An 18,017-nucleotide genomic window follows, 5' to 3' on the forward strand; every position below is an offset into this window, starting at 1 on the left:
TCAATAAGAATATTTTCTATGGAGGAGACCAAGAATGCGCTCGTTTAAAGCTAGGAATTTTCTGATCGCAGCCTCGATGGCTGCCATTGGAATGGCAACAGGTCTTGCCAACGCCGCCGAACTGAAGATTTGGCACCACACCTACCCGCCAGCAGAAGAATTCATCAAGCAGAAAGCGGCCGAATACACCAAGCTCCATCCGGATGTGACGTTCCAGTTCCAGTCCGATCCGCATGGCGACTATGAGGTCAAGCTGCTGGCGGCCATCGCCGCTGGCGAGGCGCCCGATCTGATCAACGTGCTCGACTACCTCTACCCGAAATTCGTCAGCAAGGGCATTCTCGCCGAGGCCAACCTGCCGGCCATGGGCGTCAAGACCAATGAGGAACTGGAGGCGCTGTATTCGCCTGGCGCTCTCAAGGGCCTGATGATCGACAACAAGATCTACGGACTTCCAGAAGAGCTGAATACCTTCGCCTTGTTCATGAACAAGGAACATTTCGCAGAGGTCGGCATCGACGTGACCGACAAGGCCAATTGGCCGAAGAGCTGGGATGACCTCTTCGCAATGGCGAAGAAGGTTCAGAAGAAGGACGATAGCGGCAATTTCACCCGCCTCGGCTTCAATTGGGTCTTCGGGCTAGATGGCTTCTGGTATGCCATGGAATACTGGCCGATCCTCAACCAGTATGGTTGCGAAGTGCTCGACGGTGCCGGGAAGGCGACGATCAACTCGCCGCAATGCGTTGCGGCCTTCACCGACACCTGGCAGCGCCTGGTGACCGATGGCATCGGCGGCCCCGACTACGCCACCGTCAATCCGGTCAACGCCCTGCAGGACTTCTCCGATGGTCGCCAGTCGATGATGATGGCCGGCATCTGGTCGCCTCCGCTGTTCGGCGAGGACGTCAAGAAGAACTACGTCGTGGCGCCGATCCCGCAGAAGGACCCGGCCAATCCAAAGACGTTGCTCTACAACTATTCGATGACGGTCACCCAGGCTTCCAAGAATCAGGAAGAAGCCTGGCGCTTCCTTCGCTTCCTGACCTCGGATGGCGATGGCTATCTGCGCCATACCGGCTACGTGACCGGCCTGAAGGGCTGGGAGAAGTCGGAAGCAGCGAAGGATACGATCGGTGCCGACATCTTTGCGGATCAGCTTCAGTACGGCACCTACTACTGGCGCTCGCTGACCTGGAACGAGGAAGGCAAGGCGATCAAGGACGCGATCGAGCAGATGATGCAGGGCACCTCGGTGCAGGAAGCGCTTGATCAGGCTGCCAAGCAGATCGATTTCGTGCGTAGCCAGAACTAACTATCCGTCGAAGTCGATTGCCCATCCGGTGTGAAACCCGGGTGGGCACTACGCGGCCGAAAGGTACTGACGCGTGTTTCAGTCTAGAAGACGCTTATCTCTCATATTCATAGCGCCCGCTCTTTTGTATCTGGCGATATTTCAGCTCTATCCCGTTCTGTACGCAGTCTATATCAGCTTCCATAAATACGATCTGATGTCGCCGCCCGTCTTCACCGGGCTTTCCAACTACACCCGCCTGGCGTCGGACGAGCAATTCCTGCGCTCGCTCTGGGTAACAGCATTCTACGTCTTCTGGACCATCGTCCCGGTGATCGGCCTGTCCTTCATCCTGGGCGGCCTCCTCAGCACGCTGGGCCGAAGCCGAAGCGTCTGGCGGTTCCTGCTCTATCTACCATCGATTTTGCCATTCGTGTCGGTCGCCCTGGTCTGGAAACTGATGTTCAACCAGCGCGGGCCGATCAACGACGCGCTCAATAGCGCCGGCATGGCGTCGATCCCCTGGCTGACCAACAGCGCCTATGCGCCATGGGCGCTGATCTTCATGAGCTGGTGGCACGCGACGAGCTACTACACCATCATCTTCCTGGCCGGGTTTCTGACCCTGCCGCGCGACTGCTTCGAGGCTGCTCGGCTCGACGGCGCCAAGCTGTTTCCGATGATCCGGCACATCACCATTCCGCTGATGCGGCCGACCATCGCGCTGGTGGTCGTCCTGGCGACGGTGAACGGCCTCAAGGCCTTCGTCTTCCAGCAGGTCCTGACCGATGGCGGCCCCGCCAACGCGACGCAGATCCTGACGATCCTCATCTACAAGACGGCGTTTAGCTATCTGGACATGGGCCGCGCCAGTACCTACTCGATCGTGCTCTTTGGCTGCATCATGCTGCTGAGCCTCATTCAGATCTGGCTGATTTCAGGACGAAGAGATGCATAGGTCCCACGTCGAACGCATCGCCGTCCTGGCGTTCATCGCGATCTTCGCGGTCGTCGCGCTGTTTCCCATCCTCTGGATGCTCGCCGCCTCCTTCAAGACGGATAGGGAGTTGCTGGACGGCAGCCTGTGGGATTTCGGCAGCGCCGGCATCAGCAATTATGTGAAGGCGTTCCAGGCGCGGCCGTTTCTCCGCTATCTGGTGAATTCGCTGCTGGCGGCGGGTGTATCCGTATTTGTCACGCTCTTTCTTGGCGTTCTCGCCGCCTATGGCTTCGCCAAGTTGCGGAACCGCTACACGGAGATGATCTGGATCGCCGTCCTTGCCTCGATCATGATCCCGATCGAGGCTATCGTGATCCCGCTTTTCCTGCAGGTGCACGCTTTCGGCTGGCACGACAGCTACGCCGGCATTGTGCTTCCGACGGCCTTGAACGCGGCAGGAATCTTCATCCTGAGGCAGGCGATCCAGGGCATTCCCAATGAATTGCTCGAGGCGGGACGGATCGATGGCGCCAGCGAGTTCACCATTCTAAGCCGGATCATCGTTCCGCTTTTGGCGCCCAGCATCGTGGTGGTCGCGGTCCTGACCTTCAGCCTGAGCTGGAACAATTATCTCTGGCCGCTGATCATCACCAGCACCGACACGCTGCGGACCCTGCCCCTTGGCATGGCGGCGTTCCAGATGACGCTGAATACGAAGTACAGCGAGATCATGGCAGTCTCGACGTTCGGCACGATCCCGATGGCTCTGCTGTTCATTTTCCTGCAGCGATATTTCATCGATAGCGCCATTGGCTCTGGCATCAAGTAACCGGGCGGCTTGCCCCGGCTCGCCTAGGAGAGTGCAGGAAGAAGAGCCGTTAGAGAAAGCGATTGCAGGAAAATCTGATATAGCGTCGCCAGAAACCGGAAACTCAGCGATCAACTCGCCGGTCAGCGATCAAGGAGCCCCATGGCACGCCCGAAGCCGGACGAACAGGCGCTGATCAATGTCGCGCGGCTGCGCTATGAGGACGGAGTTCCCCAGAACGAGATCGCGCGGAACCTTCAGATCTCCGAGGCCACCGTCAGCCGATATCTGAAGCTGGCCATGGAACTCGGCATCGTCGAGATCCGCGTCGCAACAAGGGCGTTTCGCAACGCCGCGCTCGAAGCGCGCCTGATGCAGCGCTTCGGCCTCTCCTTCGCGATCGTGGTCGATCGGCGCTCTACCGACGTCGACCGGCTGCAACTGCTCGGCAACGCCGTCTTTCGCGGCATCGAGGACCTGGTTGCAAACGACACGGTGATTGGTGTTTCCAATGGCGAGACGGTCGCCAGCGTCGCCGCCGCCGGCCGGCTGATCCGGGCCGACAATCTGTCCGTGGTGACTCTGATCGGAGGGGTCGGCCGCGCCGAGGAAGCGAGCCATACCGGCGAGATCTGCCGCACGCTGGCGCGCCGGATCGGCGCTCAGGCCTGGGTGCTGCCCGTCCCGGCCGTGGTGGACTCGATGGAAGCCGCCGAAGCCCTGCGCTCCACGTCAGGCGTGAGTGACATCTTTCAGCTGATCGATCGTGTGTCGATTGCCATCGTCGGCATCGGCGCCATGACGGAAGGCGCGTCGACGTTTCGCAACGGCCTGTTTCCGCCGTCGCGCGTCCAAGCCATCATAGCGGATGGTGCTGTCGGCTCCATCTGCGCACGTTTCTACAATGCCGAGGGTCAGGTCGTGCACTCCGACATCGACGCGCGGACGCTTTCGCTGCCGCTGGACGCGCTGCCGAACGTCACACACAGCATCGCCGTGGCGATGGGCCCCGAGAAAGTCCCCGCCATCCGCGCCGCGATGCGCGGCCGCATGATCAATGCGCTCGGGACCGATGCGGAAACCGCCGCCCTGCTTTGCGAAGGCTGAGCGGCGTCCCCGCTAGAGATCCGAATGCGACGAATAGGCTGACACCGCCGGGAACATCGCCTTGAAGGCTTCGAACCGCCGGTCATAGCGCTCGACCTGGTCCTGGAACGGAGAGATCACTTCTTCGCGGTCGGGAGGCGTTGCGATCTCGAAAACATCACATCCGCCCTCCCCGATCATGGCCAGGCGGGCCGCGCCAAGTGACGGCCCGAGATCGGCATCGTCGTAGCGCGCCAGATTGCGGCCCAGCACGGTGGAGAGAAGGCGGCACCAGAGCAGGCTCTGCGCGCCGCCACCGATGAGGCCGGGAACGGCGCAGGGACTGCCGGCTTGCGTCAGCAGCTCGTCTGCCTGGCGTATCGAAAAGGCGACGCCCTCCATCACGGACTGGGCGATATCGACCGGGTCGGAGGCCGGACTGAGCCCGAAGAAGGCGCCGCGAATGTCGCTGTCGCCATGCGGGGTGCGCTCGCCGCTCAGATAGGGCAGGAACATCAGGGACGACGGCCCCGCATATCGGGCCTCCACCTTCGACACCAGCGCGCCGATATCGGCCACGCCCATCAGCTTCCGGGCCCAGTTCAGGGCGCTGGCGCCGTTCAGCATGGCGGCCATCTGATACCAGCCGGGCGTGCAATGGGCGAAATTGTGCAGGACGAGGTCGGGCTTGGGCGCGTAGCGGTCCTGCGCCACGAAATAGACGACACCCGTGCCAAGGGAAATGAACCCCGAGCCCGGCGCGGCGCAGCCGAGACCGATCGCGCCCGTGCCGACATCGGCGCCGCCGCAGGCGACCGGCAGGCCGGCTCGCAGGCCGAGCTGCGCGGCCAGCGCCGGGCGAAGGCCGCCAGCGATCTGGTGGCCTTCCATGAGCGGCGGCATAAGGGCCCGGTCGATGCCCAACCCGTCCAGAATGGCCGGCGACCATTGCCGCTGGGCCTGATCGAACAATTGCGTGCCGCCGGCATCCGACATGTCGCTGGCAATTTCGCCCGTGAGCCAGAACCGCACATAATCCTTTGCCAGCATCACATGCGTGACGCGGTCATAGAGCTGCGGCTCATTTTGCCGGACCCATAGCAGCTTCGCAGCAGTGAAGCTCGTCATGGCGAGAACACCGGATATCTCGGCGAGATCCGGCACGCTGGCGGTCATCTCCGCGCATTGTTCCACGCCGCGCCCGTCGTTCCAGAGGATGGCGGGGCGCACGACGTCATGATGGGCATCCAGGGTCACCAGCGAGTGCATCTGCCCCGAAAGGCCCAGCGCCCGGACCGCCGCGAAAGCGTCGGGGCGAGATCGGCGCAGGACCGCGAGCACCGACTGAACCGCCTCGATCCACAGGGCCGGATCCTGCTCGCTCCGTCCCGGGCCGGGTCGCGATGTCACGTAGTCCTGCGTGGCCCGCGCCAGGGTTCGTTGGCTCTCGTCCACGAGGATGGCCTTGGTCGCCGTCGTGCCGATATCGATTCCGAGATACATGCTGCCCCCGAGAAATGCGTTGCGTCACCGCGCCATGGCGAGAAGCGCCTTGGCGGCGGCCTCGTCGGTGATCAGCGTATGGCAACCGACACGCTTCATCGTCGCGTGGATGGCGACGGCGCGCTTGGCTCCGCCTGTCGCCAGCACGACGTGGCGCGCCTTGCTGACCTTGTCGAGATCGACCGACATCACGCGGTCGTTCAGCGCATGGGGAACGGAACGTCCTTCCGCATCCAGGAAATTGCAGATGGCATCGCCGACGCAGCCGACCTCGACCAGTTCCTGCAACTCCTGCGGTGAAATCAGCGTCTGGGAGAGCGAGGTCGCGCTCGGACTGATATCGCCAACGCTGATGACAGCAATGTCGAGGTCCTCCGCCAGGCGATACAGGCGATCGAGACCGCAGCGCTCGATCAGATGGCGCTTCGTCTCCTTGGAATCGACCAGGAGAGGCGACAGAAACAGGTAGCATTCGGCCCCGATCTGGCTGGCCAACCGCCACGAGAACTCGATCGGATTGACCTGATGGGCCTCGAGCACGCCGCCGAGCAGGGAGACGACACGCACGCGCTCACGCCGCACCGGTCGAAAGCTGGCAAGCGAAGCCGTCAGGGTCCGGCCCCAGCCGACACCGATGGTGCAGTCATCCGGGATCGCATCCGACAGAAATTGACCCAGGGCGAGACCGACCGCCTTGGCGGTTCCTTCGACATCGTCCACGCCCGGCACGACGATCGCCTCGTCCAGGCCGAACGCCGCCTCGAGCTGCAGGCCGAGTTCGATGCACTCCTGGATCCCTTCATTGATCCAGATCTGCACCTCGCCGCGTTTTACGGCCTCGTCGAGCATGCGAATGATCGTCGTCCGGCTGACGCCCAGCTTCTCGGCCACGTCCTTCTGCGTCAGGCCCTGATTGTAGTAGAGCCACGCGGCTCGCAACCGGAGCGACGACGTATCGGAAAGTACCTGCTGTGCGGAGCGTAGCAGCTTGGCCAATGCCAACCTCGATTCTGCAGCATGGAGCCCGTTTCAGGGCGGCGGGAGACGGTCCGGCAAAGCACGGTCGAGAATGGAACTGCTCAGCTATGACCGGTCAGGAAGTCCTGGATCCATCCATTGACCCGTTTGATTTCCTCGATCTGCGGCAGATGACCCGCACCTGGCAAGACGTGCTGCTCGCCGCCAAAGCTTGCCATGCGCTCCGGATCGAGCGGGTTGATCGCGTCATCCTCGCCCCAGATGACCAACCGCGGCAGATCGCTTTGCCGGATCGCGGCGATGGCGAGCTGCGCGGCCTGCTCGATGACGGGGATGCCGTCGGCCAGATCCGACAGCGCCTGGCGCCGTCCCGGCCGCTCCAGATGCGCCAGCACATGCAGCGCCATCGGCTTGTTGATCAGCCGTGGCCTCGCCACGAGCCTCTGAAGCAGGGCAAGCGCGCCATCCGGCTCATCCAGCTCCGCGAAGCCGTTAGTGAAATCCCGGGCGATGCCTCTACCAAGTCCAACCGGCGCTATCAGCACGATGGACTGAACCCGATCCGGTGCGCATTCGGCCAGGCGGAGGGCGACAGCGCCCCCCAGCGAATGGCCGATGAGATGCACCTTGCCGGATATCCGCGCCGTAATGCCAGCGAGCACACTCTCGGAGAGCCCGTCCAGACTGACCCCAAGAGCGGGCTCCGCGTCGCCATGCCCGGGAAGGTCGACGCCCCATACCTGGAACGACCCTGTCAGGGAAGGTGCGTTGGCCAGCCAGGAAAGCCGGTCCGCCCCGAAGCCGTGTATGAAAACGACGGCCGGCTGACCGTCGCTGCCGCCGAGCCGATGGAGCACCGCTCCGGCGGCCGGCTTGTTCACCTCAGCCATGCCGATCGCGCCTAATCGACCGCGATGATGGCAAGGGTCGCGCCGATCTCGGCGATATCGCCCTCCGGGACGACAATATCCTTGAGGACGCCAGTCGCCGGCGCCTCGATCTCCATGCTGAGCTTGGTCGTCGTGAGGATGAGGATCTGCTCGCCCTCGCGGACGGGATCGCCCACGGCTTTCAGCCACTCCGTCAGTTCCGCTTCGGTCGTCTCATTGCCCAGTTGCGGCATCAGCAGCGGGATATCCATCGTTTTCTCCTGGTTCATAGGCGGCGGCTAAAGCGCGAGGCGGGCGAGGTCGAGGTCATTCCAATCGCGGACTCCCCGACGATTGACGCGCTTCTCCGGGAAGAAATCGCTGGTGACCGCATCGAGAATATCGTCGACCTGAGGGAAATAGGTCGATTCCATCTCCGCGCCGGGGACGATCCAGTTCGGGGAGCCGAGGACGCGCGGCGCAGCCTTCAGGTCTCCATAGGCGAATCGGGTGATGTTGCTCGACAGCGTCATGGCGAAGCTGCCGCGTTCGGACGCTTCGGAAACCAGGAGGAGCCGTCCGGTCTTCTTCACCGACTCCAGCACCTTTTCATAGTTGAACGGCACCAGCGTGCGGGCGTCGATGATCTCGGCCGAGATGCCGTAATTGGCCTGCAATTCATCCGCGGCGGCAATCGCGGAATAGAGCGACGGTCCGATGGTCAGAATGGTCAGATCCGACCCCACCCGCTTGATGTCCGGCTCCCCGATCGGGATCCGATAATAGTCGGTCGGCACGCCATCGGGACGGAACTGCTCGACGGTGTCGTAAAGCCTCTGGCTCTCGAAGAAGACGACCGGATCGTCGCTGGAAAGCGCCGAGGCCAGCAGTCCCTTCGCATCATAGGGAGTCGCCGGGTAGATGACCTTGAGCCCGGGAATATGGGCGACCAGCGACGACCAGTCCTGCGAATGCTGCGCTCCATATTTGCTGCCGACCGAGCAGCGCAGCACCACGGGAACCTTCAGGGCCCCGGCCGACATGGCATGCCACTTCGCCATCTGGTTGAAGATCTCGTCGCCGGCGCGGCCGATGAAATCGCCATACATCAGCTCGACAAGGGACCGTCCACCCTCCAGTGCGTATCCGACCGCCGTGGCGACGATGGCAGCCTCGGAGATCGGCGAGTTGAACAGGCGGTCATAGGGAAGGATCTCGGAGAGACCGCGATAGACGCCGAAGGCGCCGCCCCATTCGCGGCACTCCTCGCCATAGGCGATCAGGCTCGGATCCTGGGTCATGTGATGCAGGACCGACTCGAATAGGCCGTCGCGCAAGGTGATGGCGCGCATGGAGGACAGCTTTTCGCCGGTCTCCGACAGGCCGAAACGAGCCTTCTTGGCGTTCTGGCGAATGCGGGCCGATGTCTCCGGCGCGGCCAGCAGCGGCGCAGCGGTCGCAGGAACCGGAATCTCGTTGTGGCTGAACATCAGCTTGCCGATCAGGGTGGGATCGGCGCGCACGTCGACGATCGGCGCGGCTTCGGGATTGACAGCAGCCGCCGTGACGGCAGTGACCTGCGCAACGACCTGTGCCCGCATCTCCGACAGGCTCGCCTCGGTCAGGATTCCTTCGGCCAGAAGCTGGTTCTGGAATAGCACGATCGGATCATGCGGCTCCCAGAGCTGCATTTCCTCGCGCGAGCGATAGACGCTGGCGTCCGTCGTCGAGTGGCCGCTGATGCGGTAGCACTCGACATCGAGCAACGCCGGCCCCTTCCCTTCCAGCAGCAGCGCGCGCTTGCGCGCCACGGCGTCGGCGACGGCGAGCGGATTGGAGCCGTCCACGGTCTCGGCATGCATGGAGGCCGGATTGATCGCCGCACCGATGCGCGACAGCCGGTCCCAGCCCATCGTTTCGCCGATCGTCTGTCCGCCCATGGCGTAGAAATTGTTGTTGAAGAAGAAAAGTACCGGCAATCCGCCGCGCTTCTCGCCCCAGAGCGTTTCGAACTGCGCCATGGAGGCGAAGTTCATCGCCTCCCAGACGGGTCCGCAGCCGGTCGAGCCGTCACCACTGTTGGCGACGGTGATGCCCTTGGCGCCGCTCAGCTTCCGCCGCAGCGCCGCGCCGGTGGCGATCCCGCCGGACGCACCGACGATCGCGTTGTTCGGATAGGCGCCGAAAGGTGGGAAGAAGGCATGCATGCTGCCCCCCATGCCGCCATTGAAGCCGTTGGCGCGCATGAAGATTTCCGAGAGCAGCCCGAACAGCAGGAAGTTCTCGGCCAGCGCCTTGCCTTCCCCGCCCAGATGCGTGCGGACCGACTGCAACAGCGCGCCGTCCTGATGCCCGGCCATGATGGCCTGCAGCGCAGCCTCATCCAGCCGGGCGATCGCCGACAGCCCCTTGGCGATGAACTCCCCATGGCTGCGATGGCTTCCGAAGATGTGATCCTCGGGTTCCAGCGCCAGCGCCGCGCCGACCGCCGCGCCTTCCTGGCCGATGGAAAGGTGTGCCGGCCCCTTGTAGTTGAACGGGATGCCCGCATAGGCGCCGGTCGCCTTGAACGAACCCAGCATGGATTCGAATTCCCGGATGACCAGCATGTGGCGGAGGACTTCCCTCAGCGCCGCATCGCCTCGTTTCGCCCGCTCCTCGGCAAAGGGAGTCGCATAGGCGTTTACGGGTATCTCGGCGAAAGAAACCGTCGATTTTTGCCGCACGATCTGCGGGTCGACTGTGATTTCCTTGGGCATGCGTCCTCCAACAGCAACTTCAGCCATCCGGGAGTTTGCAGCCCGGGCAAGACCGAGCGGCGATATCCATCAGCACGGCCAATCGTCACTATGGCGAGGCTGGAACATATGTCAATTGGAATACGCAAAAGTTCTAGGCGTGCGCCATCGCTAAGGGGGCGTTCAGCAGCTAGGACAGTACTTGAGAAGTTCCGCGCGAATGGCCGATAGGCCGCGCTGCGGCTCGCCATTCGCGCTGACCAAGATGGCGTCGGGCTCGCAGAAGCCGGCCATGATGTCGACGTCCATCGAGTTGAAACGCTGGAGCAGCTACGGAACAATCCCCTCCGGCCTGCGCGAGAGTTCGGGCTTTGCAGTCATTGAAGCGATCCTTTTGTAAGGTTGGTCAGGCCAGCGCCTTTACGGGCAGGCGGAATGGCGCGCCGAGGCGATTGAAGGCATTCATCGCAGCAATGGTGATGGTGAGATCGACAAGATCCTTGGGCTCGAATGCAGCCGCAGCCGCCACATAGGCTCCGTCTGACGCATGTGTTTCGCTGACCAACGTCACCTCTTCGGCCCAGGCCAGCGCAGCGCGATACTGCTCTGAGAAAAGATGAGGCACCTCTGCCCAGACTGGTACTAGCGCGACCTTGTCGATGGACATCGTCTTGAGTAGGTCCCGCGTATGAAGGTCGATGCAATGGGCACAGCCGTTGATCTGCGAGACCCGCAGGAAGACGAGATGGATGAGTTCCCCCGGCAGGTTGGTGCCCGTGGTGATGTAGTGATGGATGCCGAACAGCGCCTTGGCGCCCTGCGGTGCGACCGCGTGCCAGATCAGCCGTGTGTTATCGCTCATGGTCATTTCCTTCGTCTGGGCGCCGTTCAGCGACGCTCGCAGACTTGACGAGGCAGGCCGGATAACTGTGACATGCCCAGGAAATTTCTCGCGAGCGGCCGGATCCATGTCACATTTGGCCACGCTGCCTCGTCTTATACGCGTGGCCACACGGGAGACACGGAGACCTCAGTGTCAGCGGACGTTAGCGGCGGCGCCTCGGATCAGCGAAGGGGACGGAGCGATCAGCGCACTGCGGATTTTCAGGCGGAACGCAGTCGATTGCTGCGCCTCGCCTACCGAATGCTTGGTTCGCTCAGCGATGCCGAGGATGTCGTGCAGGATGCTTGGCTGCGCTGGGAGCGGACCGCGGGTGAGATAGAGTTCCCTACCACCTATCTGACCCGGATCGTCACCCGCCTGTGCCTTGACGAGCAAAAATCGGCACGCGCGCAACGCGAAATCTACGTCGGCCCATGGCTGCCCGATCCGCTGATAGGGTCGGTCGAGCCCGACGAAATGATCGCCGACGATATCACCGTTACGCTGATGCTGGCGATGGAGCGCCTGTCTCCCTTGGAGCGCGCGGCCTTCCTTCTCCATGACGTGTTCGACATGGCCCTGCCTCAGGTGGCAGTCACCTTGGGGCGCGAGCCTGCCGCCGTTCGCCAGCTCGCATCACGCGCGCGCAAGCATGTCCAGGCGGCGCGGCCCCGATTCGCCCTGGAGCCGGCCGAAGCAGACCGGATCGCACGCGCTTTCTTCACCGCCGCGCGCGACGGCGACACCGCGCAACTCGCTGAACTGCTGGCGCAGGATGTCGAGATCCATGCCGATGGCGGCGGCAAGGTGCTTGCCCTCCGCAATGTGGTGCGCGGACTCGAGCGCGCGCTCCGCTTGTTCGTTGGGTCCCACCGGAAGAATTTGCGTGCGCCGACCTTGTTGCGCACTGTGAAGATCGACGGCTTGCCAGGCTATATCAGCGTCGATGGTGACGGCCTCCTGCAGACTACCGCGCTCGATATTCGCGATGGCAGGATCGCCGCAATCTATATTGTCAAGAACCCCGACAAACTGGCTCACCTTTCGTCCGCTATGGTAGCCGACGACGCCGAAAACTGACTGGCGGCTAAGCCCCAGCCCCGGCTGCAGGCCAAAGAGCGGCAACTAAAGGCGAGAATCCCCACCGAACCTACGCCACTGCCGCTGTTTGTTTCCGTCATTCCCACTCGATCGTACCGGGCGGCTTGCTGGTTACGTCGTAGACAACGCGGTTGATGCCCTTGACCTCGTTGATGATGCGGGTCGCGGCGCGGCCGAGGAAGTTCATGTCGTAGGGATAGAAATCCGCCGTCATGCCGTCGACCGAGGTCACGGCGCGCAGCGCCAGGACCGAGTCATACGTCCGGCCGTCGCCCATCACGCCGACCGTCTGCACCGGCAGCAGCACGGCGAAGGCCTGCCAGATCGTGTCGTAGAGACCTGCCTTGCGGATCTCGTCGAGATAGATCGCATCGGCCTTGCGGAGAATGTCGAGCTTTTCGCGCGTCACGCCGCCCGGCAGGCGGATGGCGAGGCCGGGGCCCGGGAAGGGGTGGCGGCCGACGAAACTGTCGGGAAGGCCGAGCTCGCGGCCGAGCGCGCGCACTTCGTCCTTGAACAATTCGCGCAGCGGCTCGACCAGCTTCATGTTCATGCGGGCCGGCAGGCCGCCGACATTGTGGTGCGACTTGATCGTCACCGACGGGCCGCCCGAGAAGGAGACGCTCTCGATCACGTCGGGGTAAAGCGTGCCCTGGGCCAGGAATTCCGGCGCGCCCTTGCCGTCGCTGGCGATCTTCTTCGCCTCGGCGTCGAACACGTCGATGAACAGGCCGCCAATGATCTTGCGCTTGGTCTCGGGATCCGAGACGCCCTCAAGCTTGCCGATGAACAGATCCGCCGCATCGACGCTGACCAGCGGGATGTTGAAGTGCTCGCGGAACAGCGAGACGACCTGGTTGCCCTCGTCCTGGCGCATCAGCCCATGGTCGACGAAGACGCAGGTCAGCTGGTCGCCGATCGCCTCGTGGATCAGCACGGCCGCGACCGCGGAATCGACGCCGCCCGAAAGCGCGCAGAGCACCCTGCCCTTGCCGACCTGCTTGCGGATCTTCTCGATCATCTGCTCGCGATAGGCCGACATGGTCCAGTCGGACTTGAGGCCGACGATCCTGTGCGCAAAGTTCGAGAGAAGCTTCGCGCCGTCCGGCGTGTGGACGACTTCCGGATGGAACTGCACGCCGTAGAAGCGGCGGGCCTCGTCGGCGATGGCGGCGAAGGGCGCGCCGTCGGAAACGGCGATGACCTTGAAGCCCTCGGGGAGAGCCATGACCTTGTCGCCGTGGCTCATCCAGACCTGATGACGGGTGCCCTTTTCCCAGACGCCCTCAAACAGCGGCGAGGCTTCCTGGATATCGACGAAGGCGCGGCCGAATTCGCGATACTCGCTGGTTTCCACGCGGCCGCCGAGCTGGGCCATCATCGTCTGCTCGCCATAACAGATGCCCAGGACCGGGACTCCCGCCGCGAACACGGCGTCTGGCGCGCGCGGTGAGCCGATGTCGCCGGTGCTGGCCGGGCTGCCGGAAAGGATCACGCCCTTCGGCTGCATCCTGGCGAAAGCGCCCTCCGCATTCTGGAACGGATGGATCTCGCAATAGACGCCGGCTTCGCGGAGGCGACGCGCGATGAGCTGCGTTACCTGCGATCCAAAATCGATGATGAGAATGCTGTCGGTCATGGAACGGCCCGGCGTCTGAGGGGAATGGCCCCTCGGTTAAGCGATCGGGCCGAAAACTGCAATCGCGGAGCTGCCATCCGTCCTTGCATAGGTCAAAGAAAACGGCCCGCACCGTGGGGTGCGGGCCGAAGGAGCGATTAGGGCGCGGCGGTCGCCGGCGTATCGGTCGCCGGTGCGGTCGCCGGCGTATCGGTCGCCGGTGCGGTCGCAGCCGGAGCTTCGGGCGCCGGAGCCGGCGCGACCGGAGCGGGCGTCTCGGCGGCGGGAGCCGGGGCCGGCGTTGCTGCCGGAGCGGGCTCTGCGGCCGGAGCCGGCGGCGCAGCTGGGGTCTCGACGACGGGCTCGGGAGCCGGCGCCCAGAAGGCGAAGTCGGCGCAGCCTTCCGGCGCCTTGGCGTCGGCGAAGCGTTCCTTCAGCTTCTTGCAGGAGAATTCGCGCGCGGCGGTCGGCAACACCTTGTTGATCTGCACGCCGAACTGGTCGTTCGGGTTCGCGGCTGCGAACACGTAATAGGCCCAGTATCCCGCGAACAGGACGAGGATGATGGCGATAAGCCTGAGCAGGCGCATAAGTCTACCTCCGTAATCGGGAGAACCCCGGGGCCGTCCTTCTATCGGCGCGACAGCACGCTGTCGAGACGAAGACCCGGCAACACCGGGAGGGCTCACAGATGAATGCGCTCAGGCGGCTCGCGTCAGCACGGAAACGAAGAAACCATCCGTGCCGCTGGTGAGCGGGGTCATCAGAAGACCGTTCGACAGCAGCCGCACGGCCGGGCCGAGGATGTTCATCGATTCCTGCTCATAGGCCTCGACCACCGCCTGCGGCGGCACGACGGAAAAGCCGGGATGGGCCGCGAGGAAGGCGTCGATCTGGTCGGTGTTCTCTTCCTCCAGCACCGAGCAGGTGATGTAGGCGAGACGCCCGCCGGGCTTCACGTAGCGGGCGGCGGTCTCCAGCACCAGCGCCTGATCCTTGTTGCGCTCGGCGAGGCTGCCAGGCCGGATGCGCCACTTGGCGTCGGGATTGCGGCGCCAGGTGCCGGTGCCGGTGCAGGGCGCATCAACCAGCACCAAGTCCATGCGATTCTCGAGATCGTCGAGCACGTCACTGTTCGGCCGCGGCGTGCGAACCTGGACGTTGCGCACCCCGGCGCGCGTCAGCCGGTCATGGATCGGGGCCAGGCGACGGCGGTCGGAATCGTGCGCGAAGATCTGGCCATGGTTCTGCATGGCAGCCGCCAGAGCGAGCGTCTTGCCGCCGCCCCCGGCGCAGAGATCCAGCACCTGCATGCCCGGACGCGCGCCGGCGAATTCGGCCGCGAGCTGGCTGCCCAGATCCTGGATCTCGACCTGCCCCTTCAGGAACGGCTCGGTCGAGGCGATATGCGGCTCGGCCGATCCCGGCTCCAGCGGCAGGCGCAGGCAGAGCGCGGAAAGCGCGGGGCGCTCGGGTGTCCGGCCGATCGCGGCGGCGAGTTCGGAAGCGGCGTGATCGGCCTCGGCCTTCAGCGTGTTGACGCGAAGATCGAGCGGGGCCGGCGTCGCCAGCGCCTGCAGCTCGGCCACGACATTGTCGCCGAAGATGCGCGCAAAATTCGGCGCGATCCATTCGGGATAGTCGCCCCGCACATAGTCCGGCGCATCGGCGAGCGCGTCGCGGGAGAGCACCGCGCGCTCGTCATCGGTCAGCGGCGCCGGCGCGAAGCGGTCGCCCGAGAACAGCTTTTCGATCGCCGCGATGTCGAGCCCGCGATGCCTGCGGAACAGGCCGAGCATCACGGAGCGACCATCGTCGCCGCCACCAACTGCCGCCGACGAGTTCCGGTGCCGGAGCGCGTCGAAGACGAGATCGCCGATGGCGCGGCGATCCTTCGAGCCGGCGAAGCGGTGCGCGAGGCCCCAATCCTTCAGGGCGTCGGGCGCCGGGCGGCGACGGGTTGCGATATCATCGAGAACCTCGATGGCGGCGGAGATGCGTGCGGCTGGGATCATGGTCCCGCGCTTCTAGAGTATCCGGACGGCAAGGTCGAGCCAGAGGAAGCAAACCAGCAGGAATCCGACCAGAAAGCTCAGATGGCGCAGCACCAGCGGCCCGCTCAGCGAGCTGACCGTGTGGACGGCCCGGCTGGCGACGAAGAGCCATGCCACGGCTACTTCGAGGATGGAGGTGCCGTTGATGCCGAATAGGAAGCCGACGACCACGAAAAACAGGATCGGCAGCTCGAACTGGTTGGCGAGATGGCGGCGCGCCGTCGCCGATGCGTCCGGCTCCTTGGCGCCGGGCGCGAATTCGGTCGAGGACACGGCGCCGCTGTTGACGGCGTTGCGGCGCGTGATGCCGAGCCAGAGGTAGCAGAAGGCGATCAGCGCGAGTTGCGCGATCGCCGGCCAGAGGATGACGGTCTTCAGCATGGAGCCCCCGATTGGTGGATCGCCGGCGAGTGCCGGCCATCAGGCCGCAAACAAGCAAAAGGGGCAGAAGGTTCCCACCCCTGCCCCCTTTCATATCACAAGCTGCCAGGCCGAAGCCGGATCAGCCGATGCCGGGATAGTTCGGGCTCTCACGGGTGATGGTCACGTCATGCGTGTGGCTCTCGCGCAGGCCGGCCGTCGAGATGCGCACGAAGCGCGCCTTCTCGCGGAACGTCTCGAGGTTCTCCGCGCCGACATAGCCCATGGCGGCGCGCAGTCCGCCGGCCAGCTGGTGCAGCACGCCGCTGACCGGTCCCTTGAACGGAACCTGGCCCTCGACGCCTTCCGGCACCAGCTTCAGCGTGTCGCGCACTTCCGCCTGGAAATAGCGATCGGCCGAGCCCCGCGCCATCGCGCCGACCGAGCCCATGCCGCGATAGGCTTTGAACGAGCGGCCCTGGTGCAGATAGACCTCACCGGGGCTCTCTTCCGTGCCGGCCAGCAACGAGCCGATCATGGCGCAGCGCGCGCCGGCGGCGAGCGCCTTGGCGAGATCGCCGGAGTACTTGATGCCGCCATCGGCAATCACCGGCACGCCCGCCTTGTCGGCGGCGGAGACGGCTTCCATGATCGCGGTCAGCTGCGGCACGCCGACGCCGGCGACGACGCGCGTGGTGCAGATCGAGCCCGGGCCGATGCCGATCTTGACGGCGTCGGCGCCCGCGTCGATCAGCGCCTGGGCGCCTTCGGCGGTGGCGACGTTGCCGGCCATGACCTGCACGCGGTTCGACAGCTTCTTGACCAGCGTGACGGCGTCGAGCACGCGCTGCGAATGACCATGCGCGGTGTCGACGACGATGAGATCGACGCCCGCGTCAATCAGGCGTTCGGTCCGCTCGATGCCATTGTCGCCCACTGTGGTGGCGGCGGCGGCGCGCAGCCGGCCCTGCTCGTCCTTGGCGGCGTTCGGGTTGAGCTGCGTCTTCTCCATGTCCTTGACGGTGATCAGCCCGATGCAGCGATAGGCCTTGTCGACGACGACGAGCTTCTCGATCCGGTGCTGGTGCAGCAGCCGGCGCGCCTCATCCTGGCTGACGCCTTCCTTGACAGTGATCAGACCCTCGCGGGTCATCAGCTCATAGACCTTCTGGGCCGGGTTCGAGGCAAAGCGGACGTCGCGATTCGTCAGGATGCCGACCAGCCGGCCCGGATTGCCGCCACCCTCGACGACGGGAATGCCGGAGATGCGGTGCGCCTTCATCAGCGCCAGCGCATCCGCCAGCGTCGCATCCGGCTCGATCGTGACGGGGTTCACGACCATGCCCGATTCGAACTTCTTGACCTGGCGGACTTCCTCGGCCTGCTGCTCGGGCGAGAGGTTGCGGTGGATGACGCCGAGGCCGCCGGCCTGCGCCATGGCGATCGCCAGCCGCGCCTCGGTCACCGTATCCATGGCCGAGGAGATGATCGGAATGTTGAGCTCGATCTCGCGCGTCAGCCGCGTGCGGATATCGACCTCGCCCGGCATGACCAGCGAATGACCGGGCTGAAGCAGCACGTCATCGAAGGTCAGCGCTTCGCGTCCGGTCGACAATTCTACGATCTGGGCCATGGCCAACGCTCCGAATGCAAAAGACCGGCCGTGGGACCGAGGGTCACCGGCGGGTCGAGGTTTCAGCGAATAGAGTTGGCGGTGGTCTCTATCATGGAGTCGCGGCCCGTGAAAAGTCTCGCACCGCACAAATCCGCTCTGGGACGCAGGAG

17 protein-coding genes are annotated in these 18,017 nt (G+C 64.2%); 6 read left to right on the forward strand and 11 right to left on the reverse strand.

Features of this window, described 5'->3' with window-relative positions; genetic code table 11:
• Window positions 1-91 precede the first annotated feature (91 nt).
• The 4 genes from ACHMWQ_RS17350 (at window position 92) to ACHMWQ_RS17365 (ending at window position 4,149) form a co-directional block, all read left to right on the forward strand.
• Window positions 92-1,315, forward strand: coding sequence for an ABC transporter substrate-binding protein (locus ACHMWQ_RS17350; RefSeq protein WP_396308427.1), 1,224 nt, complete (start codon window positions 92-94; stop codon window positions 1,313-1,315).
• 196 nt (window positions 1,316-1,511) lie between these two features.
• On the forward strand, window positions 1,512-2,252 hold the full coding sequence (locus ACHMWQ_RS17355) for a carbohydrate ABC transporter permease (RefSeq protein WP_396308428.1): 741 nt from the start codon (window positions 1,512-1,514) through the stop codon (window positions 2,250-2,252).
• Complete coding sequence (locus tag ACHMWQ_RS17360) at window positions 2,245-3,063, forward strand: carbohydrate ABC transporter permease (protein ID WP_396308429.1); 819 nt, start codon at window positions 2,245-2,247, stop codon at window positions 3,061-3,063. The genes ACHMWQ_RS17355 and ACHMWQ_RS17360 overlap by 8 nt, the downstream gene beginning before the upstream one ends.
• Before the next feature lie 141 nt (window positions 3,064-3,204).
• Entirely contained in the window at window positions 3,205-4,149 is a 945-nt protein-coding gene (locus ACHMWQ_RS17365; protein ID WP_396308430.1) for a sugar-binding transcriptional regulator, read from the forward strand.
• Between the two features lie 12 nt (window positions 4,150-4,161).
• Here ACHMWQ_RS17365 and xylB read toward each other — a convergent pair whose 3' ends face one another.
• From xylB to ACHMWQ_RS17390, 5 genes are all read right to left on the reverse strand, one after another.
• A complete protein-coding gene (xylB, locus tag ACHMWQ_RS17370; protein ID WP_396308431.1) occupies window positions 4,162-5,631 on the reverse strand; it encodes a xylulokinase in 1,470 nt (489 codons plus the stop codon).
• Window positions 5,632-5,655: 24 nt separating this feature from the next.
• On the reverse strand, window positions 5,656-6,627 hold the full coding sequence (locus ACHMWQ_RS17375) for a sugar-binding transcriptional regulator (RefSeq protein WP_396308432.1): 972 nt from the start codon (window positions 6,625-6,627) through the stop codon (window positions 5,656-5,658).
• Between the two features lie 83 nt (window positions 6,628-6,710).
• Window positions 6,711-7,490, reverse strand: coding sequence for an alpha/beta fold hydrolase (locus tag ACHMWQ_RS17380; protein WP_396308433.1), 780 nt, complete (start codon window positions 7,488-7,490; stop codon window positions 6,711-6,713).
• Window positions 7,491-7,510: 20 nt separating this feature from the next.
• Window positions 7,511-7,750, reverse strand: a complete 240-nt coding sequence (locus tag ACHMWQ_RS17385; protein ID WP_396308434.1) for a biotin/lipoyl-containing protein — start codon at window positions 7,748-7,750, stop codon at window positions 7,511-7,513.
• Window positions 7,751-7,777: 27 nt separating this feature from the next.
• Window positions 7,778-10,237 (reverse strand): thiamine pyrophosphate-dependent enzyme, encoded by a 2,460-nt coding sequence (locus ACHMWQ_RS17390; protein WP_396308435.1) that lies wholly within the window; start codon window positions 10,235-10,237, stop codon window positions 7,778-7,780.
• 199 nt (window positions 10,238-10,436) lie between these two features.
• On the opposite strand from ACHMWQ_RS17390, the gene ACHMWQ_RS17395 reads away from it, so the two are divergent.
• A complete protein-coding gene (locus tag ACHMWQ_RS17395; protein ID WP_396308436.1) occupies window positions 10,437-10,616 on the forward strand; it encodes a hypothetical protein in 180 nt (59 codons plus the stop codon).
• A gap of 6 nt (window positions 10,617-10,622) precedes the next feature.
• Here ACHMWQ_RS17395 and ACHMWQ_RS17400 read toward each other — a convergent pair whose 3' ends face one another.
• Window positions 10,623-11,078: a carboxymuconolactone decarboxylase family protein gene (locus ACHMWQ_RS17400; RefSeq protein WP_396308437.1), complete on the reverse strand. Its 456-nt coding sequence runs from the start codon at window positions 11,076-11,078 to the stop codon at window positions 10,623-10,625.
• A gap of 72 nt (window positions 11,079-11,150) precedes the next feature.
• Between ACHMWQ_RS17400 and ACHMWQ_RS17405 the strand changes: the two genes are divergently transcribed.
• Window positions 11,151-12,179: a sigma-70 family RNA polymerase sigma factor gene (locus ACHMWQ_RS17405; protein ID WP_396308438.1), complete on the forward strand. Its 1,029-nt coding sequence runs from the start codon at window positions 11,151-11,153 to the stop codon at window positions 12,177-12,179.
• A gap of 97 nt (window positions 12,180-12,276) precedes the next feature.
• Here the strand turns inward: ACHMWQ_RS17405 and guaA are convergent, their stop codons facing one another.
• The 5 genes from guaA to guaB form a co-directional block, all read right to left on the reverse strand.
• Entirely contained in the window at window positions 12,277-13,839 is a 1,563-nt protein-coding gene (gene guaA, locus ACHMWQ_RS17410; protein ID WP_396308439.1) for a glutamine-hydrolyzing GMP synthase, read from the reverse strand.
• Window positions 13,840-13,976: 137 nt separating this feature from the next.
• Entirely contained in the window at window positions 13,977-14,408 is a 432-nt protein-coding gene (locus tag ACHMWQ_RS17415; RefSeq protein WP_396308440.1) for a hypothetical protein, read from the reverse strand.
• A 111-nt stretch (window positions 14,409-14,519) separates the two neighbouring features.
• Window positions 14,520-15,833 (reverse strand): RsmB/NOP family class I SAM-dependent RNA methyltransferase, encoded by a 1,314-nt coding sequence (locus tag ACHMWQ_RS17420; protein WP_396308441.1) that lies wholly within the window; start codon window positions 15,831-15,833, stop codon window positions 14,520-14,522.
• 12 nt (window positions 15,834-15,845) lie between these two features.
• The gene (locus ACHMWQ_RS17425) at window positions 15,846-16,253 is read right to left on the reverse strand and encodes an MAPEG family protein (protein WP_396308442.1); all 408 of its coding nucleotides are present in this window, start codon (window positions 16,251-16,253) and stop codon (window positions 15,846-15,848) included.
• Window positions 16,254-16,374: 121 nt separating this feature from the next.
• The gene (guaB, locus tag ACHMWQ_RS17430; protein ID WP_354549820.1) at window positions 16,375-17,865 is read right to left on the reverse strand and encodes an IMP dehydrogenase; all 1,491 of its coding nucleotides are present in this window, start codon (window positions 17,863-17,865) and stop codon (window positions 16,375-16,377) included.
• Between the last annotated feature and the right edge of the window lie 152 nt (window positions 17,866-18,017).

Source organism: Kaistia sp. UC242_56, from assembly GCF_044452255.1.
Lineage (GTDB): Bacteria > Pseudomonadota > Alphaproteobacteria > Rhizobiales > Kaistiaceae > Kaistia > Kaistia defluvii_A.